Raw genomic sequence first — 25,077 nt, 5'->3', positions numbered from 1 at the left:
CATGACCGAAAGAACATCTCAGCCATCTGCCGAGCGGGACTACATCCCCGGTATGGGCAAGCACGTCCTGCTGCCGTTCTACGACGTGGTGCACCACCTGTTCGGGCTGCGCCCGATCCACCAGAAGATGATCACGCTGGCCGGCCTGCGGGACGGGCACCGGGTGCTGGACGTGGGCTGCGGCACCGGGAACCTGCTGCGGTCGATCGGCAAGCGGTACCCCACCGTCGACCTCGTCGGGCTGGACCCCGATCCGAAGGCGCTGGCCAGGGCCGGGCGCAAGGTGCGGCGGGCCGGCCTCACCGTGCGGCTGGATCGCGGGTTCGCCCAGGAACTGCCCTATCCAGACAGCTCGTTCGACCGGGTCTTCTCCAGCCTGATGCTGCACCACCTGGACAGCACGTCGAAGGACGCGCTGCTCGCCGAGGTGCGCCGGGTGCTGCGGCCCGACGGCGTGCTGGTGCTGGCCGACGCGGTGCTCCACGAGCACGGCCACGGGCACGGCCGTCGTCAGATCGGGATGCGCGGCCAGATGCGCGAACAGATGCGGGACAACGTCGGCGACGCGGTGCCGCAGCGGATCGCCGCGGCCGGCTTCACCGTGGAGCCGACCCGCACAATGGCACTGCGGATCGGCGGAGAAGTCGGCATCGAGCTGGCCCGCCCGAGCCGTCCGGCCGAGGAGTAGTCGGTTCGGGTTCGGGTTGGGGTTGGAAAGGACGCAATGCCGGCACAGTGGCTCGAGGTCCGCGCCCACCTCGGCGAGCACCGTCACGCGCTCGCGGTCAAGGCGGCCGCCGAGTACCCGGACATCCCGAGGGTCGCGGGCACGCCGCTGCTCACGTCTCCGGGGTGGACACCAGCCGCGCCGATTCCGTTGGACGCCATCGAGTTGCGGTACCGCAAGGACAGCTCGTTCAGCGACATCACCGACGACCTGCTTCCGTGCACAGCCGATGGCGGCCGGTACCGCAGCTACTCGGCGGCGATGGCCGATCTCGCCGCGCCGGCCGTGTTCCAGAACCGCTCGACCTACCGCCTGCTCGAAGCCGACCTGGCGGCCGGTCTGCTGACGTTCGGCGATGGCACGTACTTCGACGGCATCGACGTGGGCGAAGCGTGCGCCCACGAGTACGCGGCACGCGAGCTCGGACTGGTCGGCGAGCTGCGCCTGCGTTCCGCGATCGGCGACCCGTGCGATCCGTCGCGCCGCCCGACGAACGTCGCCATCAGCACGCTGACGCTGCGGCTCGACCGGGAGAGCGGGGACGCGACGTTCTACCTGCACTGGCGCGACCCTCAACGGGTCGGCCACGCGGGCGGCATGTACCAGGTGCTGCCGGTCGGCATCTTCCAGGCGTCCGGCGACGAGCCGGGCAACGTCGCGAACGACTTCTCGTTGTGGCGCTGCATGATCCGCGAGTTCGCGGAGGAGATGCTGGGCGCGTCCGAAGAGCACGGCAGCCCGATCGACTACGACGCCTGGCCGTTCGCGCGAAGCCTGACCTCGTCGGCGCGCCGGTGGTACCTCGGGATGGGCGTGGACCCGCTGACGTTCGCGACGGACGTGCTGACCGTCGTCGTCATCCACGCTCCCCAGTTCGACTCGCTGTTCGGCGGCCTGGTGACGAACAACGACGAGGGCCGCGTGCTCGAAGGCCTGCCCTTCACGGAGGAGAACGTCTCGCGGTACGTCCACGACGAGCCCACGCAAGCGGCGGGCGCCGCCCTGCTCGCGCTGGCGTGGCAGCATCGCGAGACGCTGCTTCAGCAGGGCCTTCACAACTGACTGCCAGACTGGCCAGGTGTCAGGTACTGGGGTTGTTGTGCCGTTTCGCTTGCGCGAGCACTGGTGGCGCCTGGCCCTGCTGACCGTCGCGGTCGCCACGTGCGTGTGGGGAGCGAGCCTGTTCGCCTTGATCCCCATCCTGGTCTGGTGCGCCTCGGCGCGGTCGCCGAGGACGGGTTTGGTCGTCGGGCTGATCCTGATGGTGCTGCTCGCGTGGTTCGTGGTGCCGCGCGAACTGGGGTGGTCCGGACCGTGGGTGCCCGCCGCGATCGAGGTCTACTGGCTCCACACGACACTCGCGGCCGCGGTGTGCTTCGCCGGCGCACTGGTGGAGCGCCGACGGCCAGCAGGTGCCGGGAGGCTGCTGACGATGGTGGTCATCGGGTTCGTCGCCACCGGGTTCGTCCTCTTCGCACAGTTGGAGGAAGCACCCGGTGACGAGAACGTGTTGCCCGCGCCCGCGCAGCTGCGGATCGCCGAAGACAAAGCGTGCGGTTCCGGCGGCTGCTGGCGAGTCCTCACGGCCACCGGAGACCGCGCACCCGCGGTGATGCGCGAGCATCTCGCGTCACGCGGCTACACGCCGGGGCCGACGAGCACGATCACCGGCAACCCGCGAATGTGCCAGCAAACCGGTGTTCTCGTGACTCACCAGGTGTGCGCGGAGCTGAAGGACATCTCGGCGAACGCCGTTCAGGTCGACTGGTACGTCAACAGCTAGGCCGGGACCACGACAGCGTTTGAAGACCAGCATCTCCACGTGCTCACGGGGCCTCGAGCTGTGCGCAACCGCCCATTCCGTATGTTGTTCCGCCTCACAGCGTCCTACGAAGGGGGATCTGATGGACGGTTTCGACGTGGAGGTGTCCGACGAGATGCGCGCGAACATCGGCGGATTCGTCGACGCGTTCGAGTCGGCCGGCTGGGACTGCGTCGACCGCCGGCCGCTGATCGACCGCAAGATTCTCATCGACCCGGTCGCGGTCGCGCGGTACAGCGGGCCCGTGTTCGACATGATGTGCGAGTTCCGCATGCGCGACGAGTACACCAGCGGGGTGTGCATCGAGTTCGAGCTGCTCGACCGCGACCAGGAAGTGCACTACCCGCACCGTCTCTACGCTCTCGACCAGCGCCAGGTCGTCGACGCGATCATCGCGGTCCAGGACACCCTGACGGCGGACGCGCTCAGCAAGCTGCACGCGACCCTCGCCCCGCTGTGCGACCCACTCGTGCTCGACACCGACGAAGGTCTCGTGACGCTCTCCGTGTGAGACCAGGTAGTCCGGTCCTGACGTCACCCGCGGAGCTCCGGCACCATGAACAACGCGCCGCGGACGATCACCGCCTTGCTGGTCAGACCGGAGGAGCGATGACGATCTCGGTAGCGGGATCGTGGCGGAGTTCGGTCGTGCCGGCCACGACGAACGTCGCCTTCCGCCACGGCTGTTCGCGGAGCATGAGCGGCAGTTCCTCGGCCAGCCACGCGGCGATGTGCCGTTGCTGATCGACGGAGTCGCCGTCGCGTGCCACCAGCCGGCGTTCCTGCTCGTCCAGGTCGCCCTGGATCCAGATCGACGCGTCGATCCACGGGGCGAACTGCTCGCGGATGATCCCGGTGCCCTCGACCCACACGACGTCCGTCCCGGCCGGGACGCGGATCGCGTCGGGCCGGTCGTGCTCGATCCAGGCCGACGGCCGGAACTCCACCGCCTCGCCGCGGTGAAGGGGCCGCAGGACGTTCTCGACCATCAGGTCTCCCCAGTCGAAGTACGCGTGGTGCCAGGCGACGTCATCGGTGTGCACGACCTCGGACGCGGGGACGAGCTTGTGCAGCCGTGCGACGAGGGTGGACTTCCCGGCGCCGCCGCGCCCGTCGATCGCGATGAGAAGAGGACGTCCGGTGACGTCGGGTGCTGCGTCGCGCAGTCGTTGCACGACATCGGCCAGCTTCTCGACCCGCCAGCCCGTGGCCTCGACCTCACCCGGATGCAAGCGCATCCACGACCTCCTCGGTTGCCTGAAACACCGACAGGACGCTGTCGCCGGCGATTGCGAGGCTGTCGATCATGGACAACGAGCAGCGCATGATCGACTGGTGCCGGATGTGGAACGAGGACCCCTCGCTGGCGCACGAGCTTATGACAGGCAGTTGCGTGCAGTGGTCGAACCGCGTGGAGAGCTTGGACGCGGTGGTCGGCCCGGACCAACAGGAACGGTTCGTCACCGACTATCGCGCGCGGCACGTCAACGTGTTCACGTCGCCCGAGGGTCCGTCGTGTTCCTCTGGACAGCCGCGGACGGCGTCGCCGTTGGTGGGGTCGACCTGCTGACCACGCACGAGGGCCGGATCTCGCGCGCGTGGTCACTGACCGGGGTTCGTGCTTTCCGCTGCTGAAGCCGACCCCGCCGCACCACCGGCGATGCCGGTGGTGCGACAGGTGAAGTGCTACGGGCAGTTGACGAACACCGGCCCGTTCCAACAGGTGTCGACGTCGGGCCCGCGGTTGACGTTGTTCCGTCCGGCGCCGCCGTCGACGAAGTCCGCTCCCTCTTCGCCGTACAGGAAGTCGTCCCCGTCGTTGGCACGCAGGGTGTCGTTGCCGGTGCCGCCGGACAGGAACAGGGGCGTGTTCATGTTCAGGGTGAGGGTGTTGACCTCGTCGTCTCCGCCGTTGGCCCAGACGACGATCTGCCCGACGCCGGCCGCGCTGCACTGAGCGAGCTTGGGCTCGGTCGGGACCGGGCGCCAGCACCCGGCCTGCGGTGTGATCTCCCGGTTGTCCCAGAAGAAGAAGGTGTCACCCGCGCGCGACATTTCGATCTTGTTGCCGCGGTCGCCCGCGGTGAACACCAGTTGCCAGCCGTTCACCTGCACGGTGCCGGCGTCCGCGGCGTGCACGGGGCCCGCGACGGTGAGGCTGACCTCCCCGGCCACCGCCGCCCTCAGCCACGCCCGGCAGGCCCTCGACCTGTACCGAACCACCAGCTACCAGAGCGGGCAGGCGAACGCGCTCGGCGCGGTCGGCTGGTTCCACGCCCTGCTCGGCGAGCACCAGGAGGCCCTCAGCTGCTGTCGGCAGGCCCTCACGCTGCTCCAGGAGCTCGGTGAACGCCGGGGGCAGGCCGACACGTGGGACAGCCTCGGCTACATCCACCGACATCTCGGCCACCACACCGCCGCCATCACCTGCTACCAGCGGTCCCTCGACCTGTACCGGCAGCTCGGCAACCGTTGCGACGAAGCCGAAACCCTCACCAGCCTCGGGGACACCCACCGCGCGGCCGGCGACACCGACGCCGCCCGGACCGCCTCGCAACAGGCCCTCAGCGTGCTCGACGAGCTCGACCAACCCGAAGCCGCCCAGGTCCGGGCCAAACTCCACCACCTCGCTGCGGCTCCTGAGCCCGATCGCGAAGCGGGACTCCTTCCCCAGCAAGGCTGATTCGCGCCCTGTCGGTCCTCGGACCTGGAACCGATGCCGAGACCCGTGCCACCGCCGTGCCAGCCCCGTTCCAGCTCGGTTGCAGGCCTTGTTGCCACCCTCGTCGCGGGCGGCTGAGCCGCGCGAGCGGGGTTGGGTGAGGAGTGGTTCAGGTGACGTTCGGGGCGATTGTCGCGGTTGTCGAGGATGCTGAGTCGTTTCTCGCGGCGGGGATCCGGGCGCTGCACGCCGACGGTGATCTGCTGGCCGGGCGGCGGTGGTTCGACGCTGCGTACGGCGCGGGCGAGCAGACCGGTGATGCGCTGGTGATGGCGGAGGCCGCGTTGGGGTTGGGCGGTTTGTGGGTGGACGAGCACCGCACGGCCGCCGGGTCGGGTTCGCTGTGCGCGCGGCTGCGGCGATCATTGCGGTTGATCGATCCGAAATCCGCTGTGGCGCTGCGAGTCCGGATCAGGTTGGCCGCCGAGGCCGACTACCGCGCCGGCGCGCACACCGCGACGCTGGCCGTGCTCGACGAGGCCCGAGCATCGTCGGACCCGGTGGCGCGCGCGGAGGCGTTGAGCCTGGCCCACCAGTGTCTGCGCGGGCCCGACCACGGTGTGCTGCGTCGGGCGCTGGCTGATGAGTTGGTCGGTGACGCGGCACAGGGTGCGCGTCGCACGGATCTGTTGATGGGTCTGCTCTGGCAGGTGGTCGACCGGTTTCTGGATGCCGATCCGCACGCGGAGCGGCGGCTGGGTGAACTGCGCGGCTTGTTGGCTGAGGACGAGCATCGGGCGATCAGCGTTGTGGTCGAGGCCATCGAGGTGATGCTGGCTGTTCGCGCCGGTCGGTTGGAGGAAGCCGAGCAGCTCGCGCGGGACTGCCTCGAGCAGGGCACCAGTGCGGGCCATGTCGATGCGCCGGCCTGGTTCGCCGCGCAGATCGTTGCGATCCGCTGGTACCAAGGCCGGCTCGGCGAGTTGCTGCCGATGCTCACCGAGCTGGTCAACTCACCGACGCTGAGCGTGGTGGACAACTCGTTCTTCGCCGCGCTGGCCGTCGCGGCGGCGACAGCCGGAGATCACCGGACCGCCGAGCGGCTGCTGGCCGCGCTGCGCGGTCGTGCGCTGGCCGACCTGCCGCGGTCGGGCAACTGGCTGGTCACCATGTACGGCATCGTCGAGGCGGCACGTCTGCTCGGCGACGCGAAGGCGTCCGCCGCGGCCTACGAGCTGTTGGCCCCGTTCGCCGACCTGCCGGTGGTGGCGGGTCCCGCAGTCGTCTGCTTCGGTTCGGTCCACCACGCGCTCGGCGTCGCCTCGTTGACCACGGGCGAGACGGAGCGAGCGGTGGCTCATCTGCGCGAGGCCGTGCACCGCGACCTCGCGTTGGGCCACTGGCCCGCGCTGCTGGTTGCCCGGCAACGGTTTGCTGAGGCATTGGAGCGCCGGGGGCAACCCGATGACGAGGCCGCGGCGAAGGAGCAGCGCGCCCTGGCGACCGAGCTGGCGTCGACACTCGGTACCGCGTCACCGCGGTCGCCCAGCGGCAGGGCCACCTGCACCCGGCACGGCCGCCGGTGGCGGATCCAACTGGGAGGCCGGGCCGTCCTCGTCGACCAGAGTGTCGGCCTGCTCCACCTGGCTGTGTTGACAGCGAACCCGGAGGTCGAGATCCCCGCCCTGGACCTGGCGGTCGGCCTCGACGCGCTGGCCAGGGTGGCCGGCAGCGCGGCCGCCCAGCCGGTGCTCGACCGCGCCGCGGTCCAGCGCTACCGGCAGCGGCTCACCGAGCTCGACCAGGCGGACCCGGACGGCAGCGGCGACGACCAGGTACAGCTGGAACGCGACTGGGTGCTCGCCGAGCTGGCTGCGGGTTCAGGTCTGGGCGGCCGAGCCCGCGCTTTTCCGGACAACCCCGAACGCGCGCGACTGGCGGTGGGCCGGGCGATCCGGCGTGCCCTCACCCACATCGAGCGGGCCGACCCCACGATCGGTGCGCACCTGCGCGCCGGGGTCCACACCGGAATTCGCTGCTGGTACCGACCTACCTGACTCCCGGTGGAACGGGGTGGAACGCCGTAGGGGTCAGCCGGATCGGCTCATCGTGGTGAGGAAAAGGCGGCTGTGATGCGGTGTGTGTTCGTCGGGACGCCGGGGTTCTTGGGCCGGATCGATGGTGAGACGCGGTGCGCGTTCTGGGCGGAGGAACCTGTTGATCACGGCTTCGACCCGGCCCTGCTGATCGAGGTGGACCTCGGACGGACGCCGTCTGCCGCGGTGGCGAAGGAGATCGGCTGGGACGAGGTGCAGGTCGACGACTGCTTCACCGGCCCCAACGGCGCGCTGTCCGGGACGACGCTGGGACCGCGGTGGCCGGAGTTGCAGCTGGGCGGCGCGGTGTACCTGGAGCGCGGTTTCCTGGCCACACTCCCGGCAGAGCTGCGCCCGGCGTGTCCGCCTGCGGGGATGAGCGGCCAGTCCTACGAATGCATGACGACGGTCTACTGGCCCGACGGTGATGATCCGCGGGCCGGCAGCCGCTACGCCGGGCACTGCGCGGAGATTCTCGACGAACAGGGTTCGCTGGCGCGGGTGGCGGTCTACCCGCCGGGCAGGTCGGATCAGCCAGACGTGCGCCCGGTTCCCATGTGGATCGACTTGGCGTCGCCGGAGCAATGCGACGCCGGCCCCGACAGCCTCACCACGATCGGCGTCGGCTCCGCCCCCAAACGTGGCGCGCTGTTCTTGATCAGCGGCCACCTCCCGTCACAACCCTGAGGAGCACGCGGTGAACAGCAAACCCGAACCCACCGAACGACGCCGTCACCGGATCGCCGCGCTACTGATCGCCGCAGCGCCGGTGGCCACCGCCTTGGCACTCGCCGCACCGCTGACCGTCACGATCGGCGCAGCGACCACGCCACACCCCGGCGCAACGCTCATCCCCACGGAGTGCGTCGTGTCAGTCCACTCCGGAGCGCTCAACACCATGAAAGTTCCGGTCTGCGCTGGAGACTAGCCGCAACCGTCCGCAACCGAAGGAGTCACATGAAGAACGATCCCGATCCAGCCGAGTCCGTCCCACCCGCGCCGTCGGTCACCGCCAAGTTGCCACGCCATCGCCGGGCCGCTCAGCTGCTGAACGCCACCGCGGTGCTGGCCACCACCGCACTGGTCATCGCCGTCGAACCCAAGCTCCCTCCTTACAAAGGTGACTAGCTTGTAGATGAAAGTCCGACGGCTTGTCTCAAGCGCCCTTGGCGTTGTGAAGCATCTGCGGTGAAGGTCAGCTCGGGCCCTGTTGGGGCAGGGCCCGAGCACCGGCGACTACCGGCTCCTACGGAACAGCGACCCCGAGGCCAACTCGGACGAGAGTCACCGGCGGTGGGCCTTGACCGCAATTCGGCGAGGCACCACAGGCGAGGTCCGCGCCAGGAGAGCCAGCGGGCGTCGTGGCCGCACCTACACCGGCGGAGACGCCGAGCAGGACAGCGACCGCAGGCGGCGGACCGCCGGAGCATTTCGGCGAGCTGTTGCAGGCGAAAATTGCCGTAGGCGGTGGGCCGCCGGAGCATTTCGGCGTATCGCAGGCGAGGTGCGGGCCATGAACCCGTTGCGGGACGGCTCGGGCGACTCCTGCTGGCGGTGGGCCGCCAGCGCATTTCGGGTCGCCGCCGCAGGCGAGGTGTGAGCTGCGATCCCGTTCCGGGTTGGTTCGCACGATTCCTGCTGGCGGCGGACCGTCAGCGCATTTCGGCGAGGAGCCGCAGGCGAGGCCCGAGCCGGGAGACGTTGTGGCCACACCGATGCTGGTGGCGATGCAGAGCAGGGCAGCGACCACAGCGAGCCGGACGTGCCAGCCGCGAACTCGATCAGTGATCTTCAAGGAACTCCTCCAACCTGGTGGCTGATTCACCTTCGCCACCAAGGCGTTCCACCCCGTTCCAACTCCTCACCCAACAACGGTGGAACGTCCTCACGCCCACCGGTGGAACGAGGTGGAACGCCGGTACGGATGAGACCGGCCACAACCTCAAGGAGTCACGATGAAAGAGGACGTCGAACCGGCAGCCGCCGAACCGTCCGGCCCCCCGGCCGCCGCTCAGCGGTCACGTCGTTGGCGCGTTGCCGAGTTGTTCAACAGCACCGCGTTGCTGGCCACCACCGCGCTGATCATCGCGATCGAGCCGAAGAACCCGCCCTTCAAGGGCGACTAGCCGACCATGTCCACCCCGGTGCCCAGCCTCAACGTCGCCTCGCCTGACTGCGCCGAGGCATTCTTCGCCGGGCGAGCCGCGCGCTGCGTGAACCTGCGGCACGCGGGCTCGCTCGCCGAGCTGCGCACGGTTCTCGAAGGTCATCTCAACACCGTCGGATCGCCCGCGACGCTCGACCTGCTCGGCCATTCGACCCGCGAGCACCACCTGCTCCGCCTCGGCGACACACCGATCAACATGCTCGACCCGACGGTCGCGCGGTTCTTTCACGCGCTTGCCGAGGCCCGTCTGCTCCCCCGCCTGCGGATCACCGCCGTGCGGCTGCTCGGCTGCGAGACCGCGGTGACCGAGGCCGGCCAACGCACGCTTCGCATGCTCGCCCGCACCTTGGACCTGCCGGTCTTCGGAACGCTGAAGCCACTCCTCAAGAGCCACTCCACCGCCGACGGCTTCAACCCCGCGTTCACCCACATCCTCGTCGAAGCCTCGGCCTTCAGCTGACCGCCCGCGCTGCGGAACCCCAACTCACCGGAGCAATGATGAACAAGAATCCCCGTCCAGCCGATTCGCCCGTGCCGCCGGCAACCTCCAAGCAGCCAAGCCTCCTGCGGATCGCCGCATTTTTCAACACCACCGCGGTGCTGACCACCACGGCGTTGGTCGCCGCGATCGAGCCCAAGTCTCCCCCCTTCAGAGGTGACTGACTCGAGGGACGTCGCAGGATTTGGCGGTTGAGTCGGTGACCACTGCCGGTCCCAGGAAGCTGCTCATGGGACAAGTGATGGTGCCCGAGAACGTGGGTGTGTTCGCGTCGGCCGGCAACAGATCCAGTTTGCTGATGTCGATCTCGATCATTGACGTACTCCCTTGCTCACTATCGACCTTGACTCGAGTGCCACGGACACGGCCGCGCGACGAAGGTCGTTCGGTACTCCGAAACGGGGCAGCCCGCGCCCGATTCGGCGGCCACAGCCGACCCCGGGAATCCGCTGCCGGTAGGACAAGTGATGACGCCCGAGAACACGGGTGTGTTCGCGTCTGCCGGAAGCAGATCCAGTGTGCTGATATCCGTCTCGATCATGAAACACTCCTCAGTGGACAGTCAGCTCAGGTGTCCGAGCAACGAAGACGGGCCATTTCCCTTCTGGGGCAAGGATCTCATCGGGCATCCACCACCGCTGGCCGCCGTGGCGCAGCCGGAGCAGGAACCCGAGTACGCCGCTGAGCCCGGTGCTGTAGCCGACGGCGACGGTGTCCGCACCGGACTCGTCCGGCAGGACCGCGAGCCCGTCGCGAATCGCGTGACGGGTGTGAGCGATCGCGGCGAGTTCTGAGGCCCATTCGTGGTAGCGGTGGTCGCCGGTGCAGGCGGCCAGGTCCAGCAGGAACTCCCCGTCGCCTGCCAAGCCGTGGCAGGCCGCTGTCGAGGAGTACCAGCCCGCGCGGCGGATCGCGACCGCCCCGGCCTCCGCGAGGTCGCGGAAACGCGGCTCCCCCGTGACCGACCACAGCCGGATCAGGAAGGTTCCGACGCCGGACGATCCGCTGCACCAATGCCACATCCGTGAGGCGGCCGGGTCGCGTTGCGTGCCACTGGGCCACCACGCCGCCCCGTGGTCGAGGTCGGCCGCGGCCGCCAACGTGTTGCCCGCCTGGCGGGCGGCTGTCACGCAGTCGGCTCGGCCGGTGCTGACACCGCAGTACAACAGGAAGGCTCCGACGCCTGCCACTCCATGGGCGAAGCCGTAGTGCGCCAACCCGGACAGCCGCGAGTCGAACGTCGCCGGAATCGGCCACGTCAGGTGGCCGTCGCGCTCCTGTGCCGCGTCGAGCACGCAGTCCGCGGCATCCTCGACACGGCGTTCCAGTTCGGAGTCACCGGTCGCCAGCCAGAGGCGCAGGTACGCCATTCCGGCACCGGCGGTGCCGTGACAGACGTCCGGATTGGGCCACCGCACCGGCAACCGCTTCGCCAACTCGACGGCTCGCGCGGCCATCTCGTCGTCGCCCAGCAGCCGGGCCGCGTCGTACATCGCCCACGCCGTACCGGCTCTGCCGAAGTACAGACCCGGCAGGAGGCGTGGCACGTCGAACAGCCGACGGTCGAGCCAACCAGCCGCGGTGGCAACGCCTTCACGCAGATGGTCATCACCGAGCACCCTCGCGGCCCTGGTCAGCACCCCGAGCACACCCGCAACGCCGTGCTGCACGTTGGCGGGGTCCGTGTTGCCACGCTGCTCGTCGACCGGCCACAGCCGCGGGTTGGTGGGGCTCATGGTCCGCAGCGCGTGGTTGAGCCCGTCGGCCAACACGCGGTCGACCGTCGCGGCCCGCAGCCGCGCGGGGGCCACCGCCTCGGCGTGGCGCTCGTCGGCGAGGAAAGCGTGTGCCTGCGCCGTTGTCCACCGCTCTTCCGGGGCATCTCGCAGAAGGCCAAGGATCAGCGGGGCAAACGCACGCACCGCCGGCATGGATGTCCCCAGCGCAGTCACGAACTCGGCGATGCGGGCCTGCAGCGGGCGCTCGTCCGCGGGCAGCAGCGGGTCGACACCGGAGACCAGGAACATGATGGTGGCGCCGAGGCTGTACAGGTCGGCCCGCTGCGACGGCACCGGGCCGAACCTCGGCGCGGAGACCTGCTCCGGCGCGCCGTAAGCCGCCGTGTGTGCCGCCGAGGCACGGGAGCCGGTCGCGACGATGAGCTCCGGGTCGATCAGCCGCAGGCGCTCATCCGGGGTGACCATCACGTTGTTGGGCGTGAAATCACGCAACACGAGATCCTGCCGGTGGACCGCGGTCACGATCCCCACCAGCCGGCCCGCCTTGTCGACCGCCTCGGCCACCGGAGCGCCCGCACCTCGCCACACATCGATGCAGCGCTCAGCAACCCACCGGCGCAACGTGACCCCTGGCACCAACTCCTCGGCGAGGAACAGGTTGTCCTGCTGACGGACCAGGGCGATCTTGCGCGGCGCCAGGCCGAGTGGGCTGAGCAGGTCGAGCATCTCTGCCTCGTGACGCAACACATCACGCGCGTCCATGCCGGTCAACAGACCCATCACGTGCGGGCGAGCCTGCTTGACGATGACCTCGTCGCCGGTGTCCCGATCGGTCGCCCGGTAGACACCGCCCCGGTAGGAATGCCGGACGGCCTCACGGACGACGAACCGGTCGGCGATGAGCACCGACTCAGGTACGCGGCCTCCGTCAGCTCCGGACGGCTCGGGCAGCGGCGCCACCGCCCACTCCGGTGGGCTGAACCACGCCGGCCTTTCGTCAACGATCTTCTCCCCGTCCGGCCCCGTCAGCACGGGCTCGAGACCGCCGTCGTTGGTGAGCACCGCCTCGGCGCCGAAAACGCCGTAGCGGTAGTGCACAAGGCTGTTCGGGCGCAGCCGGCGGTCGGACAGAATCGCCGGCCCCGGCAAACCATCAGTCGCCAGGTCCAACCTCGCCGCCACCCGACGGAACGTCTCGTCGTCCAACGGATACGCGGTGATGAACTTCCCACCGCTGCCCCGATCACACCGACTGGACAGAAGTGCCGCCACCTCGTCCAGCCCACGTGCGAACTTGAACGCACAGCCCTCCGCGATCAGCACGTCCGCGGCGCGCGAAAGCACCACCGGCGCGGACAGCTGGGTTGCCGACACGTGCAACTTCCAACCCTGATCAGGCATGCGCCCGTCAGGAGGGCTCAGCGAGCACCAGAACGCGCCGGTGTCAATCGTCCAGTCAGCACCCGCTCGCGCGAGTACAGCCGTGACGATGTCGATCAGCAGCCGTGAGTCGTCATGTCCAGCCATGCCGGTCAGCTGACGCGAGTCTTGGCGCTGAACGGGTTGGAGAACAGCGAGCTTCCGGCTGTGTTGGTTGCTTGCACCCGATAGGTGTACGAGGTGTTCCGGGCCAGACCGCTGTCGAGGAACGTCGTCACGTCAGAGCCGAGCACGGCGATCTGGGCGAAGTCGGTGCATCTCGAACCCCGGCAGCGCTCGATCCGGAGTCCGGTCTCGACATCCGAATTGTCGTGCCAGTTCAAGCGGATCTGGCTCCTGGACGCGGATGTGGCGACGAGGTGGCTCGGCGCGACCGGCGGCAGGTCCGGGCTCGGGGTGACGCCTGCGGGGAACCTCAACGTCAGGATGTCGTTGTCGGTATCGCCCGAGGAGGAGTAGTCGCCCCACGAGGTCCCGGTGACCAGGACCCCGTTCGCGCTGTCGACCGCGAGCCCGGCCACGCGGTCGTCACCGTTGCCCAGGCCGTTGAACCGGTGGCGCCACAACTCCCTTCCGTCGGAGGAGTACCGGATGGTGAGGTAGTCAACGGCGGGCATGCGAGGGTTGTGAACCGTGCCTGCGACGGTGGCGACGCCCTGCGCGTCCACCACGATGCCGGTGACAACCAGAAATTCGTTGGTGTTCAACGCGAGTGGCGTGACCCACACCAGGTTGCCGGCCGCGTCGTACTTCGTTGTCTGCGACAGCTGAGGTTTGTCCATGAAGGACCCAACGAGGTAGGCGGCGCCGCCGTTCGAGTCGACGGCGACGGCGTTACCACCGGCACGGATCGTCTGCTGGAGCGAGCCTGAAGCGTTGTACCGCAAGGTGATCGGCAACGGTACGCCGAACTCGGGGCTGGGATTCCGGGCCGTCGAGCCGGTCACCGTGATCCCCCCGGCGGCGTCGACGTCCATGTCCTCGACGAGCTCGTGGCTGATGGGCGTGTCGGTCCACTGCTGTCGCCAGTTGATCTCGCCCGACGGGCGGTAGCTCACGATCTCGATGTCGTTGGTCAGCGCGTCGGGGGTGTTCCTCGTGACCCCAGCGACAACGAGGTCGCCGTTGGGCCCGAGCATCATGTCGCCGACCACGTCGTCGGCGGATCCCGGGCCGCTGTGCCGCCGCGTCCACTGCAACGTTCCGTCGGACCCGAACCGCTGCGTCACCCAGTCGAAGCCGGTGCCATATGAGTTCCCGGTGGCGTACACGGCACCGGATTGGTCGACCGCAAGCCCGATGACCTGGTCATAGCCTCCGCCTGGTCCGTCGTAGCGCTGCGCCCAGCGCTCCGAGCCGTCGGGCCCCAGCTTGAGCACCAACGAGTCCACGTTGCGGTCATCGCTGATGTGGCCACCCGCGAAGACGTTACCGGCCGCGTCGACGGCCAGCGCGCTCACGGCGCCGAGGGTCCCGCCGCGCGCACCGCTGTACGTGGTGCGCCAGATCAGTTCACCGCGCGCGTTCAGCTTGACCACCGCGAAGGTGATGCCGGTGTTGGGCGTGCCCACCGCACCCCCGAGGTACATGTTGCCCGCACCGTCGAGAGCGATGGCGCCGGCACGGTCGTCACCACCGCCGTGAAAGCGGATCACCTGCGGCGACTCGACGACGGCCGCGCTCACCGACGACCCGACAGCAGCAGACAGGACCGCGACGACAGCCAAGGCGCTGGTCGCGATGGATCTCAGAACCCCGGATGCGGTCGACATGGCGATGTTCCCCCACCTCACTGGTAATGCAGCACGGTCACTGAAAACGCCTTGCGCGGTCCGCTAGTCACCTTTGAAGGGCGGAGCTTTGGGCTCGATCGCAATGATCAGCGCGGTGGTGGCCAGCAGGACGGAACTGTTGAACAGCGCGGCGGCCCGCACACGAGGCGATCGCTTCGCGGCAACCGGCGGTGCGGACGCCTTGGGCTCCTTGTCCATCGTGACTCCTCGGGATTCGTGTGGCGCGCGGACGATCGCTCAGTCGCCGCCGCATTCCGGCCACTTCACCGGGTTGAGCGCACCAGAAGGGATCGCGACGTCGCACGTGGGTTGGACGAGCGTTGTGTCGGCAGGTGCTGAGCCGATCCGGATCGGGGCGGCCATCGGCGAGGCGAGGGCGACGAGCGCGACAGCTACCGGCGCGGCGGCCACCAGCAGCGCGGCGACACGCAAGCTCCGCGGTTGATTCGCGACGAGCGATTTGCGGGAGTTGGTTGCTGGCTCGGGTCTGTCGTTCATCGTGACTCCACGGGTAGCTCGCTCGAGAGTTGGCCGCTGACCAAGAACAGTGCGCCGCGTTGGGGTGCGCCGTGATCGACCGGCTCCTCGGCCCAGAACGCGCACCGCGTCTCGCTGTCGATCCGACCCAGGACCCCGCCCGTCCCGATGAAAACGCAACGCATCACAGCCGCCCTTCCCACGACGATGGATCCGAGATCGGGTCGGTAGTTTCCCCGTCTCACCTCGTACGGCGTTCCATCCCGTTCCTTCTGCGGTGGAACGGGGGGGATACCACCGAGCGACTTGTCAGATGACGGTTGCTGATGGCGGGCGGTGAGAAGGTCGGTCCAGCGGCTCATGACGCGGGTCCTCTTCGGGCTACAGGGGTGACATGGAGACGATGACTCCACGCCACCCCCATCTTCGATGAACCCCTGCGGACTTCGACGAGGCCGAGTCAGCTGCCGATGTAGGCGAAGCGCCATTGCTGGTTGACGCCTCCCCAACACTGGTACTGCATGACGTTGGCGAAGTCCGCACCCGCGCCACCCGCACCGCGACCATCAACATCCAGACACTTGTCGCTGTGCCGCGCCCGCAACTCGTAGTAACCGTTACCGACGTAGGCGAAGCGCCATTGCTGATTAGCGCCACCCCAACACTGGTACTGCATCACGTTGGCAAAGTCCGCACCCGCGCCACCCGCACCGCGACCATCAACATCCAAACACTTGTCGCTGTGCCGCGCCCGCAACTCGTAGTATTGCCAAGCTGCTATGCCGCTGACGGCAGACTCGCGACTGGTGCCGCCGTTGCCAGCGGCGGCGACTGACGTGCCCGCCATCAGAATTGTCGCGCCCAGTAGACCTGCCAGAAATCCGACCAGTTTTCGTCGTGCCAGCCGCGTGCTCAACATGATCTCCTCCGAGATGGTGTTTGATGACAGGATCCGCTGGATTGCTAGGGTCCAAAAACCGAGAAGTGCTGATTGTGCCCACCGTTGCAGGTGTACTGGATCGCCGCATAGGTCCGGCTACGTGTCGTCAGGCACTCGCCGTTGTGCCGGGCGACGATCCATCTGAGAAAGGTGGTACGCAAGGGGATGCCCTTCTGAGACGTAGTTCATCACCGAATTGTTTGTCCTGTGCCTCCCCCCGTGAGACGACACGGTGGAGCGTGCGGCGCCTGGCCGACGTTCCGCGGGAGGTGGAGTCCCGACGGCTGAGCACTCATCGGTCACGCTGGAACCGGGTCCTGGGGCAGCCACTCGACCGCACCCGGTGTGCGGAAGTCGAGTTGGTAGTCACGTGCCAGATCGCCCGTGATGTGGTGACGCGTGATGGACAGATCCACCCGCGACTGCCACGGGGCTGGAGGACACGGACATGGCCACCGCGGCGGCCACCACGGCCACCTCGGCCGGGGCAGGGTGCCGCAGTCGTCGATCGTGTTTCCGCCGAGATCGGTCAACTGCAGTGCGAACTCCTCCGGGATGTCGATCCGGTCGTCGATGATCTGGTTCACGACCTTCCGCGGCCCGCTGAAGTCCACGCCCGCCAACACGTACACGCCGTGCGGCCGCAGGACGAAGTCCTCCGGGAACGCGGGCAACGCCACGATGCGCCGGTCCGCGCCCGCGAACTCCAGGCGGTAGTCGCCCAACCGCTGAGGTTCGGAGCTGACGTTCTGGAGTTCCACGAACTCGTCACGCGGCCCGGACGGGCCGTGTGTCGCGATCTCGGTGAGCGCGATGGCGGAAGCCGGCTCAGCTGTCCGGTCTCCACGAGCGACGCCGTTGCCCGCCAACAGGAACAGCGCCACACCCAAGCTGCTCGTGACACGTTTCACGACACCTCCCCCTCACTGGTTCACGACGAAGAACTGCACGGACTTGGACAGCGTGCGGAGCTGGTCGTTGGTCGCCGTCACCCGGACCCGGTGCGCGCCGACGACCGCGGGAGCGGGCGTTCGCAGCTCGAACAGGAACACCGTTCTCGTCGTCGGCAGCCCCGGCCTGAGCTCGGCCGGAATCTCCGGTCCGCCATCGATGCTCACCGTGACCGAGTCGATCATGATCGGCTCGGGGTATCCGCGGTCCGACGCGGAGCCCGAGACCTTGAGGACGCCGCCCGCGGCTACCGATTCGCCCTCCGCCGGCCGAACCACGTGGAGATCCAGACCCACCGCCGCCTGCGCGGAACCTGCGATGTCGCTGACCAGTGCACCCGCCAGCAGTGCGGCGGTCGCGAGCGTTGATCGCACGCTCATCACACGACCTCCACATCGAGCCATGGCGCCCACGACTTCACGACGGGCAACGGGCTGAACCACGAGGCGCTGCCCGCGTGGTTGTGGCACCCGGTGCTGCTGCGGCTGTGCAGGCCGTAGCCGATCCGCCTGCCCGTTGAGGTCAGCCAGTACCAGCCACCACCGCTGTCTCCGCCACAGGCGTCCACGTTGTCGACCTTGGCCAGGCCGGACTCCCACGGATCGCTGTTGGTGCCGATGGTGCCGCAGAAGCTGTCACCGTCCGGTTCGGCGAAGTTCGCCGCCAGGCAGACCACTTCACCGGACCAGATGTAGCCCAGGTTCGGGGCGACTCCGTTGAGCGGGACCGACTTGTTCGGCGCGTACCGGTTGTAGATCTCACCGCCGAGATCGCCGGTGAACCACGGGTTCGTGACCGCGATCAGCGCGGCGTCCAGTGACCCCCACGTGCCGGCGACGGTCAGCGGGCCGATCTGCTGCCCGCCGGTGCCCCATTGCACACCCCCACCGGTGGAGCAGTGCCCCGCGGTGAGCACGTAGCGCTGACCGCCGGCGTCCCGTCCGGTGAATCCCGTGGAACAGACGTGACCGTCCGCGCCGCGCCACAGTGCGGAACCGGCTCGGATCGTCCAGTCGCACGACCTGCGGTCGACGCAGCCCGCGTCCTCCTCGGTTCGCGACTCCCGGTTCGCCACCACGGTCACGCCCGCTGATGCCGCCGCCGATGCCAGCGCACCCTGTTGTGCGGCCTCGACGGCGACGACGACCCCGTTCGTCCTGACATCGATGCCGACCCGGCCGCGCGCCGCCTCGGCGAGCACGTCCTTGCCGCCGCGGATGCTGTCGGCGAGGCTCTGCAGTTCGGCGAAACTCCGTTGCACCCGAAGCGATTCGACCTTGACGTCGAGTCGCTTCCCCAGCGCGGCCAGCTGAGCCGCGGTGTCGTCGTTCGTCACGGCGACGTGCAACACGCCGGACGGCGGGTCGAACCACGCACCGCCGAATCCCGCGTCCCCGTTCCTCGTCAGTTCCTCGTACAACGCCTTTCGCTGGTCTTGTTGCGCGGCAGCGGCTCGCGCCGCCTCCTCGGACATCTGCGGATAGGACTTCCGGTAGGCCTGCGCGGCCACCAGCAACGGATCCTTGCCATCTGCCGGAGACCGCGGTGCGCCGCCGGCCGAGGCGCCACCGTGGACGAGAGCTCCGAGCGCGACCAGCGTCGCGACTGCGGCACACGTAGGTTTTCGAAAGTGCATTGTGGACTCCTCCCCTTGTCGTCCCGTCCACGGTCGAGCCACCGCCTGACGTTCCGGTCACCTCCCGGTCACTTCGCGAGCACCAGACCGGGATCCGCGGTCAGCATCCGCTGGTGCAGCAGGCTCAGTTCCGCACCGGGATCGATGCCCAGCTGGCCGGCCAGATGGCCGCGCACCTCGTGATAGCAGGCGAGTGCCTCGGCCTGGCGTCCGCAGCGGTACAGGGCGAGCATCCGCAGTGCCCACAACGGTTCGCGCAGCGGGTTCGAGCACGTGAGCTCGTGCAGTTCAGCGAGAACCTCGTGGTGATCGCCCAGTGAGATGTCGGCGCCGATGCGCAGTTCGGCGGCGCGCAGCCGGTTCTCGACCAATGCCGGCACGACCTCCCGCTGCAGCGCGTCCGAGGGAACGTCGGCCAGCGCGGGGCCTCGCCACAGGCCCAGTGCGTCGTGCAGCAGGCAGGACATGCGTGCCAGGTCGCCTGCCCGTGCCGACACGCGCGCGGCCGACAGCATGCGCTGGAACGTGATCAGGTCCAGTTCGTCGTGTCCCACCTGCACCACGTACCCGCCGGGGCGGGTGTGCACCGGGACGCGGGAACCGGCCTCACCCAGCACCCTGCGCAGCCGCAGCACGTGGTTCTGCAGCGTGTTGCGGTGTCCTCGTGGCGGCGACTCACCCCACAGCCGTGCCACGAGCGTCCCGGTCGGGACGACCTGGTTCGCCGCGATCAGCAACGAGGCCAGCAGCACCCGTTGCTTCGCCGCTCCGATCAGTACCAGTCTGCCGTCGTAACACACCTCCAGTGGTCCCAGCACGCCGAAACGCCATCCCGTCGCCATGGCCCCCTCCTAGGCAAGGACATGCCACCAGGAGGCGCGACGGAGCGGCTGGATTCACCTCAGCAGCTGCCGAAGCACACGAGCGGGATCAACGGCTCGGCGACCGCCGCCTCGGCGAGTGCCCGCGACGGCCGGGCACCGCGCAGCAACAGGTCGTGGTAGGCCGCCATGACACCGGTGACCGTGTCGTCCGGCACCCGTGCGACACCCGCCACGACCGTTTTCGTTCCGCTGTACAGGAAAGCCGCGGCGAAGCCGAGCATCTCGTCGCCGACCCGCATCACCGTCCGGCCGGTGTCGCAGGACGACAGCACGACGTGTTGCGGGGCCGTGGGCAGCCTGCTGATGTCGTACGCCATCAGCGGCCCGTCGGCGAGGTCCAGTCTGGAGAAGAGGAAGTTGCCCGGCTCGTGATGTCCATGCGCGGCAACGTGCACGATCCGCCGGTTGTCCATGGCTGCCAGCGTCGCGTCGACCGACGCGTCGGCGCCGGTGAGCACGGTGCTGGCGGGCAGCATTCCGGCGATCTTGCTGATCTCGGCCGCCGCGAACCTGAGGTGCGGGCCCGCGACCAGCAGCGGCTCGGAGATCATCGGAGCCGACACCGCTCTGCGGCCCTGCAGCCACGCCGAGGCCGATGCCGCTACCGTGACGGGCCGCCCGCGCAGTGGTGGCAGCAGGCCCCACGGAATGCCGGACAACGGCCCGGTCGGCACCACGACCAGATCCCGATCGACGAGCATGTCCCCCAGCGGTCGCAACAGGTGCTCGTCGAGCACCGCGAGCTGATGCCGGATCGAGGCGGTGATCACTTCGGCCAGTGCCAGTGGCAGCGTGCGACCGCAGATCGCGTCCAGGTCGCTGCGCAGTCTCGCGATCGCCTCGGACACCGCGGCGAGATCCCCGAACCGGACCACCCGTCCCCTGCCATCGGCGATGACCACGGCGAGCACCTGGCCGACCACCGGCAGGAAGGTCACCATCACCTCACCGGTGCGGCCGAGTTCCGCTGCGACGTCGTGGAAACCGGCCACGCCCGTGCGTTCACCGTCGCCATCGGCCTGCCAGCCGCGTGCCCGGATCACGTGCTCCAGCTCGGCACACCGCCGCGACGCGCCGGGGTCGGGCCGACCGGAGAGTTCCGCGGCCCGCACCACCATGGCCTGCTGACGCAGTTCGGCCACGGCGTCGGACGTGTCGACGTCGGTGGGTGGGCGCACCGGGGGCACCAGGAACGCCTGCGCCCTCGAGCGCTCCGACCACGCGAAGATCACCGGCACCCTGCTGTGGCGCACAGCGGTGCCCAGTCCGACGGCCGCGAGCTCGGCGCCCAGTGCGGCGGTTCCGGTGCGCAGATCGAGACTCGCGAGGCGCGCCCGGTGGTCGTGCAGCAGGTCCAGCCCGGCCCGCGCGTCGCGGTACACCCGCCCGGTGTCGCCCTCGGCGGCATGCAGTTCGGCCGCCGTCAGCCTGCGCAACAGCTTCGTCTCCAGCACCGGTGACGTGCTGCGGCGGTGCGACATGTGCCTGCGGGCCTCGCGCAGGTCGCCGCGCCGCACGCAGACGCGGGCCGCCAGCAGTGCGGCTGCCTCGGCGTCGTTCGGCAGACCGAGGCCGCGCAGCCGCAGCGCCAGCGCGGCCGCCTCGGACGCGATCGCGGACAACCGCCGTCCCGTCCGGAAGTCCGCCCGCAGCCGGGTGAGCGTGGCGACCGCGGCCCAGCTCCGGTCGCCACGACGCAGGAAACACCGTTCCGCCCGGCGCGCCCACAGCCTCGCCGTCGGATGGTCACCCTGCACCAGTGCCACCTGCGCGCGGGTGAGCGCGGCTTCCGCCCGCTCGTAGGTGGGACGTGCGTGGCCCAGCAGGCGGATCGCCTCGTCCAGCTCGGCGGCGGCCTCGTCGGCGAGCCCGGCCTGCATCAGCGTCCTCGCCCGGTCCACCGCGAGCACGGGCAGCAGGTCCGTCGCGCGCCTCGTGAACTCCGGCTTCGCCAGGTCGAACGCGCGCAACGCGGCCGGGATGTCACCCATCAGCATCTCGCAGTAGCCCCGGTTGAGCTCGGACTTCGCCACCAGCAGCGCGAGCCCTGCCCGACGCGCGATGTCCCCGCACCGCAGCAGATCCGCCCTGGCGAGCCGGGCCCGCCCCGCCAGGCTGTGCAGCATGGCGCGGTTCAGCAGGGCACTGGCGAGGTCGTAGCCCTCCGCATGCCCCTCCAGCGCCGATATTCCCTCGTTGAGGTGGTGCAACGCCTCGTCCATCCGGCCCACGAGGACGCAGAGCAGACCTCGCTGCAGCAACAGGATGCCGCGATCATCCTGTTCCGCAAGGGCTTCCGCGTCGTCGAGCAGCGCGAACCCCACCTCGCTGCGGCCGAGGTGCACCTCGGCCGCAGCCAGGCTGATCAGTATCCGCGTGACGACGGCGTGTCTGTCCCGTTGCGTCGTCTCGGGCCAGTCCAGCAACGCCAGTGCCGCACGGAACAGCCGGCACCCCTGCGCGGACCGGCCGCGGCCGGTCGCGGCGAGCCCTCGGGCGTGCAGTGCCCGTGCCCTTTCCTCGACCGCGGTCATGTCACAACGCGATCGCCGGCGTGATGACCGTGCCGTTGGTCCGCACGGCCAGCTGGGTCAGTTGCGCGGCCACGTTGTCGAACGCGAACCGTCCATTTCGGTCGGACGACCCCGTCCGCACACCGGTCGCGGCCCGCAACTCGACGGTGTGGCTCGCGGCCGGGGTGATCCAGCCGTCGAGCCGCAGTGTGCCGTCCGCGTTGTCGGCGATGCTGATCATGACCGTCAGCGTGGTGCTGTCGAACGTGATCACGCGGGACCGCTCGTCGCCGCGCGCGCCGACCGGATGGGCATGTCGCAGCACCCGTGCGACCTCCGCTTCGACGGTGGCCAGGGCAAGCCCGAAACAGGCGTGGTCGGCGAGCTCGTCAGGCACCGGGTCCAGCTCGTCCCACATCTGCCTGACCTGAGCCAGCATCGCCTCGTCGGTGGTCACCATTCGCCTCCCTGCTCGGCTGGGACCGAGGTGAGCAGACGCCGCAGCCGGTCGATGCAGCGTCCGCGCTGCGGTCCGACCGAGCCGCGCCGCATCCCCAGCGCGGCGGCGATCAGGTCGTAGTCCGGCCGGTGCATGAACGCGACGACGCGCAGGAGGTACTGGCAGCGCTCCGACAACATGCTTACCGCGGTCCACAACCGCCGATTGCGATCGGAGATCGCGACTCGCTCCCCCGGTTCCGCTCCGGAGTCCGGCTCGTCGGGGAGCTCCGCGACCACCCGTTCGGACCGTTGCGCCCGGCTGACCTGCCACGCCTCCCGCTTCGCCACGGTGACGAGCCAGCTGACGAGTGCACCCGGCGCGCGGATGTCGGTCAGCGAACGGAGCAGCCGCAGCCACGTCGTCTGCACGACATCCGCACTCGCCTCGCGGTCGAGCCCCTGTGCTCTGGCCACCTGCCAGAGCAACGGGGTCAGCTCGCGCACGATGGCCTCGAGGCTCGCCCGGTCACCCTTGCCGGCTGCCGTCAGCAGGGCACCCAACTGCTCGTGACTGAGCGGCCGACGGTCGCTCATGGCAGCTGCTGGACCACGTTGATCGCGCGGGTGCGCATCGAAGCGGCGTCGACCGTCGTGATCGTCGGATCCTTCGACAACAGGTCGGCGGCCCTGGCGACGACGTGCGCCACCGCGTACGAGGTTCCGGACCCCATCGCCCACGCGCCGCTGAACTTGTCCGGGTCAGCCGTCTGCCGGCCACCCGACTCCGTCCTCCTCCCCGTACCGTGCGAACCCTTCACGTCCGGAGGGAACGTGCTGATCATGCAAGCCCCCGTGGCCTCGATGGTGATGTTCGGCCCGGCGTTGCTGAACCACGCCGTCGTGTCGTCCGGGTTGAGCGCGCCAACACCGAGCACACGCTGCCCCGGCCACGGGTTGGGCTCTGTCGCCAGCGCCGCCGGGTAGAACTCGCGTGTGGTGGCGTCGTTGCCCGCCGCGGCGACCACCAGTACGCCACGGCCGGTGAGATCCATGATGACCGTGCGGAGGTTGGACGCCTTCGTGGACGTGGATTCCACGTACCCGCCCAGCGACAGGGACACGATGTCGACGATCTCGGAGATGTTCCCGCCAGGCTTCTGCGCCGCGGTGACCCTCGCGACGATCAACCACAACGCCAGCAACAGATCGGCCTCACGGCAGATGTTGTCGGTCTGCATCACGCGCGTCACGAGCACGTCCGCGTCCGGCGCGCCCTGATGGATCAGCCCACTGATGAAACAGCAATGCCCGGTCGCGCGGCCGATTTCCTCCGTGAGCACGTCACCGTAGACCGGCGCCTCCCAGATGTTCAGCAGGATGTTGGTCGGCGTCAGCCCGTTGAGGTACTTGTTCTGCTGCGCGATCGCGTTCGCGGACGTCGTGAACTCGCGGACGAACCCACCGGACGGGAGACCCGAACCCGGCGCGGCGTTGCCGAACAACGGGTGCCGGACCAGTCCCGTGTCCAGCACCGCGGCCACCACCCGGCGCCCGTTCGGCGGCGTGGGCTGCCGCACGGGCCCAGTACCGCGGAAAGCCACCGGCATCAGCCGATAGGGCGACCCGAAGGAACTGGGCCGGACATCGTGCGGACTCCACGTGGGCACACCGCCGTAGTTGGTGCCGACAAGAAGATGCTCCAAGGAGATCCGCTCGAACCTGGTGTTCGGCGACGAGACCCGCGCCCGGATCTGTTGCAGCGCGGCCCAAGCGTCGACCACCGCGGGCCCGGCGGCGCCGACCCGGATCACCACGGGAATCGGCACGTCCGCCATTACGTTGTCGTCCAACCCGGCGAGCGCTGGGTGAAGGGCGCTCGACGGAAACTCCCCGTTGGGCAACCTGATGGTCAGCCCGATCTCGCTGAGCGCCTGCTCGATCTGCGGGACCAGCACACCGTCCGCCAGCACCCCCCGCGGAAACAACAAGATCGCCGTCCGATAAACCGTCGACCGAGGGACCGGTGCGCCCGGAGCGCGGACCACCTCGTTCGGATGGAGCATTCTCGCGCCGTACCTGTCGAGCAACCACTGCGGCCATTCGGGCAGTTCCGCTTGTCCCGTAGCGATATTCGACGCTTCCGGGAATCGGATGGTCATCACAGCCCCCTTCTGATCCGTTACCCATACGTCGTTGAGAGGGCTGTATCCGTTGCCAGATCCAGGGAGTTGGGTAACGAGGAGATAACACACCCGGCAGCTGCTCATGGTGAGCAATCGCCAAGGCTGCG

General features: G+C 69.0%; 29 protein-coding genes. 12 read left to right on the top strand and 17 right to left on the bottom strand.

Annotated elements, in window-relative coordinates; all coding sequences use genetic code 11:
• Position 1 precedes the first annotated feature (1 nt).
• From FKR81_RS12965 to FKR81_RS12950, 4 genes are all read left to right on the top strand, one after another.
• On the top strand, positions 2 to 688 hold the full coding sequence (locus tag FKR81_RS12965; RefSeq protein ID WP_146351476.1) for a class I SAM-dependent methyltransferase: 687 nt from the start codon (positions 2 to 4) through the stop codon (positions 686 to 688).
• Positions 689 to 724: 36 nt separating this feature from the next.
• Positions 725 to 1,789 carry a transcriptional regulator gene (locus FKR81_RS12960; protein WP_146351473.1) on the top strand — a complete coding sequence of 355 codons (1,065 nt, stop codon included), beginning with the start codon at positions 725 to 727 and terminating at the stop codon, positions 1,787 to 1,789.
• A 37-nt stretch (positions 1,790 to 1,826) separates the two neighbouring features.
• Positions 1,827 to 2,510 carry a hypothetical protein gene (locus FKR81_RS12955; RefSeq protein ID WP_235921505.1) on the top strand — a complete coding sequence of 228 codons (684 nt, stop codon included), beginning with the start codon at positions 1,827 to 1,829 and terminating at the stop codon, positions 2,508 to 2,510.
• Between the two features lie 121 nt (positions 2,511 to 2,631).
• Positions 2,632 to 3,060 (top strand): hypothetical protein, encoded by a 429-nt coding sequence (locus tag FKR81_RS12950; RefSeq protein ID WP_146351467.1) that lies wholly within the window; start codon positions 2,632 to 2,634, stop codon positions 3,058 to 3,060.
• Between the two features lie 82 nt (positions 3,061 to 3,142).
• On the opposite strand, the gene FKR81_RS12945 is transcribed toward FKR81_RS12950, so the two are convergent.
• The gene (locus tag FKR81_RS12945) at positions 3,143 to 3,787 is read right to left on the bottom strand and encodes a uridine kinase family protein (protein ID WP_146351464.1); all 645 of its coding nucleotides are present in this window, start codon (positions 3,785 to 3,787) and stop codon (positions 3,143 to 3,145) included.
• Between the two features lie 68 nt (positions 3,788 to 3,855).
• On the opposite strand from FKR81_RS12945, the gene FKR81_RS12940 reads away from it, so the two are divergent.
• Positions 3,856 to 4,119, top strand: a complete 264-nt coding sequence (locus FKR81_RS12940) for a hypothetical protein (RefSeq protein ID WP_146351461.1) — start codon at positions 3,856 to 3,858, stop codon at positions 4,117 to 4,119.
• A gap of 116 nt (positions 4,120 to 4,235) precedes the next feature.
• On the opposite strand, the gene FKR81_RS43545 is transcribed toward FKR81_RS12940, so the two are convergent.
• Positions 4,236 to 4,724: a hypothetical protein gene (locus FKR81_RS43545; RefSeq protein WP_222598251.1), complete on the bottom strand. Its 489-nt coding sequence runs from the start codon at positions 4,722 to 4,724 to the stop codon at positions 4,236 to 4,238.
• On the opposite strand from FKR81_RS43545, the gene FKR81_RS12930 reads away from it, so the two are divergent.
• The 7 genes from FKR81_RS12930 to FKR81_RS12910 all read left to right on the top strand — a co-directional run bounded on the left by FKR81_RS12930 (position 4,702) and on the right by FKR81_RS12910 (position 9,934).
• Positions 4,702 to 5,232, top strand: coding sequence for a tetratricopeptide repeat protein (locus tag FKR81_RS12930; protein ID WP_186762949.1), 531 nt, complete (start codon positions 4,702 to 4,704; stop codon positions 5,230 to 5,232). The two genes, FKR81_RS43545 and FKR81_RS12930, sit on opposite strands and share 23 nt — an antisense overlap.
• Positions 5,233 to 5,384: 152 nt before the next feature.
• A complete protein-coding gene (locus FKR81_RS12925; protein ID WP_235921504.1) occupies positions 5,385 to 7,268 on the top strand; it encodes a hypothetical protein in 1,884 nt (627 codons plus the stop codon).
• A 108-nt stretch (positions 7,269 to 7,376) separates the two neighbouring features.
• Entirely contained in the window at positions 7,377 to 7,994 is a 618-nt protein-coding gene (locus FKR81_RS12920; RefSeq protein ID WP_146351453.1) for a hypothetical protein, read from the top strand.
• 10 nt (positions 7,995 to 8,004) lie between these two features.
• Positions 8,005 to 8,235, top strand: a complete 231-nt coding sequence (locus tag FKR81_RS12915; protein ID WP_146351450.1) for a hypothetical protein — start codon at positions 8,005 to 8,007, stop codon at positions 8,233 to 8,235.
• Positions 8,236 to 8,264: 29 nt separating this feature from the next.
• On the top strand, positions 8,265 to 8,435 hold the full coding sequence (locus FKR81_RS43540) for a hypothetical protein (protein WP_186762948.1): 171 nt from the start codon (positions 8,265 to 8,267) through the stop codon (positions 8,433 to 8,435).
• A gap of 827 nt (positions 8,436 to 9,262) precedes the next feature.
• Positions 9,263 to 9,433, top strand: a complete 171-nt coding sequence (locus FKR81_RS43535; RefSeq protein WP_186762947.1) for a hypothetical protein — start codon at positions 9,263 to 9,265, stop codon at positions 9,431 to 9,433.
• A gap of 6 nt (positions 9,434 to 9,439) precedes the next feature.
• The gene (locus tag FKR81_RS12910; protein ID WP_146351448.1) at positions 9,440 to 9,934 is read left to right on the top strand and encodes a hypothetical protein; all 495 of its coding nucleotides are present in this window, start codon (positions 9,440 to 9,442) and stop codon (positions 9,932 to 9,934) included.
• Here FKR81_RS12910 and FKR81_RS12905 read toward each other — a convergent pair.
• The 15 genes from FKR81_RS12905 to FKR81_RS12845 form a co-directional block, all read right to left on the bottom strand.
• A complete protein-coding gene (locus tag FKR81_RS12905; protein ID WP_146351445.1) occupies positions 9,927 to 10,112 on the bottom strand; it encodes a hypothetical protein in 186 nt (61 codons plus the stop codon). The two genes, FKR81_RS12910 and FKR81_RS12905, sit on opposite strands and share 8 nt — an antisense overlap.
• 11 nt (positions 10,113 to 10,123) lie before the next feature.
• The gene (locus FKR81_RS43530) at positions 10,124 to 10,288 is read right to left on the bottom strand and encodes a hypothetical protein (RefSeq protein WP_186762946.1); all 165 of its coding nucleotides are present in this window, start codon (positions 10,286 to 10,288) and stop codon (positions 10,124 to 10,126) included.
• A gap of 236 nt (positions 10,289 to 10,524) precedes the next feature.
• Positions 10,525 to 13,239 carry a class IV lanthionine synthetase LanL gene (gene lanL / locus FKR81_RS12900; protein ID WP_146351442.1) on the bottom strand — a complete coding sequence of 905 codons (2,715 nt, stop codon included), beginning with the start codon at positions 13,237 to 13,239 and terminating at the stop codon, positions 10,525 to 10,527.
• A gap of 5 nt (positions 13,240 to 13,244) precedes the next feature.
• On the bottom strand, positions 13,245 to 14,924 hold the full coding sequence (locus FKR81_RS12895) for a fibronectin type III domain-containing protein (protein ID WP_146351439.1): 1,680 nt from the start codon (positions 14,922 to 14,924) through the stop codon (positions 13,245 to 13,247).
• Between the two features lie 63 nt (positions 14,925 to 14,987).
• Complete coding sequence (locus FKR81_RS43525) at positions 14,988 to 15,143, bottom strand: hypothetical protein (protein WP_186762945.1); 156 nt, start codon at positions 15,141 to 15,143, stop codon at positions 14,988 to 14,990.
• Positions 15,144 to 15,182: 39 nt separating this feature from the next.
• Positions 15,183 to 15,443 (bottom strand): hypothetical protein, encoded by a 261-nt coding sequence (locus tag FKR81_RS12890; RefSeq protein ID WP_146351436.1) that lies wholly within the window; start codon positions 15,441 to 15,443, stop codon positions 15,183 to 15,185.
• Between the two features lie 439 nt (positions 15,444 to 15,882).
• Positions 15,883 to 16,338, bottom strand: a complete 456-nt coding sequence (locus FKR81_RS12885; RefSeq protein WP_222598250.1) for an RICIN domain-containing protein — start codon at positions 16,336 to 16,338, stop codon at positions 15,883 to 15,885.
• A 323-nt stretch (positions 16,339 to 16,661) separates the two neighbouring features.
• Positions 16,662 to 17,273 carry a lamin tail domain-containing protein gene (locus FKR81_RS12880; RefSeq protein WP_146351430.1) on the bottom strand — a complete coding sequence of 204 codons (612 nt, stop codon included), beginning with the start codon at positions 17,271 to 17,273 and terminating at the stop codon, positions 16,662 to 16,664.
• Positions 17,274 to 17,285: 12 nt separating this feature from the next.
• Positions 17,286 to 17,693 carry a molybdopterin-binding protein gene (locus FKR81_RS12875; RefSeq protein ID WP_146351427.1) on the bottom strand — a complete coding sequence of 136 codons (408 nt, stop codon included), beginning with the start codon at positions 17,691 to 17,693 and terminating at the stop codon, positions 17,286 to 17,288.
• Positions 17,693 to 18,949 carry a chymotrypsin family serine protease gene (locus FKR81_RS12870; RefSeq protein ID WP_146351424.1) on the bottom strand — a complete coding sequence of 419 codons (1,257 nt, stop codon included), beginning with the start codon at positions 18,947 to 18,949 and terminating at the stop codon, positions 17,693 to 17,695. The genes FKR81_RS12875 and FKR81_RS12870 overlap by 1 nt, the downstream gene beginning before the upstream one ends.
• A gap of 68 nt (positions 18,950 to 19,017) precedes the next feature.
• Positions 19,018 to 19,791 (bottom strand): AfsR/SARP family transcriptional regulator, encoded by a 774-nt coding sequence (locus FKR81_RS12865; protein ID WP_146351421.1) that lies wholly within the window; start codon positions 19,789 to 19,791, stop codon positions 19,018 to 19,020.
• Positions 19,792 to 19,850: 59 nt separating this feature from the next.
• The gene (locus tag FKR81_RS12860; RefSeq protein WP_146351418.1) at positions 19,851 to 22,367 is read right to left on the bottom strand and encodes a CHAT domain-containing protein; all 2,517 of its coding nucleotides are present in this window, start codon (positions 22,365 to 22,367) and stop codon (positions 19,851 to 19,853) included.
• A 1-nt stretch (position 22,368) separates the two neighbouring features.
• On the bottom strand, positions 22,369 to 22,803 hold the full coding sequence (locus FKR81_RS12855; protein ID WP_146351415.1) for a hypothetical protein: 435 nt from the start codon (positions 22,801 to 22,803) through the stop codon (positions 22,369 to 22,371).
• Entirely contained in the window at positions 22,800 to 23,381 is a 582-nt protein-coding gene (locus FKR81_RS12850) for an RNA polymerase sigma factor (RefSeq protein WP_146351412.1), read from the bottom strand. The genes FKR81_RS12855 and FKR81_RS12850 overlap by 4 nt, the downstream gene beginning before the upstream one ends.
• Positions 23,378 to 24,775 carry a S8 family serine peptidase gene (locus tag FKR81_RS12845; protein WP_186762944.1) on the bottom strand — a complete coding sequence of 466 codons (1,398 nt, stop codon included), beginning with the start codon at positions 24,773 to 24,775 and terminating at the stop codon, positions 23,378 to 23,380. Before FKR81_RS12845 ends, FKR81_RS12850 begins: the two co-directional genes overlap by 4 nt.
• Positions 24,776 to 25,077: the final 302 nt, after the last annotated feature.

The sequence above is a fragment of the Lentzea tibetensis genome, from assembly GCF_007845675.1.
In the GTDB taxonomy this organism is placed as follows: Bacteria; Actinomycetota; Actinomycetes; order Mycobacteriales; family Pseudonocardiaceae; genus Lentzea; species Lentzea tibetensis.
The sequence above is the reverse complement of the archived record's forward strand: the minus strand, read 5'-3'. Positions and strand labels throughout refer to the sequence as shown.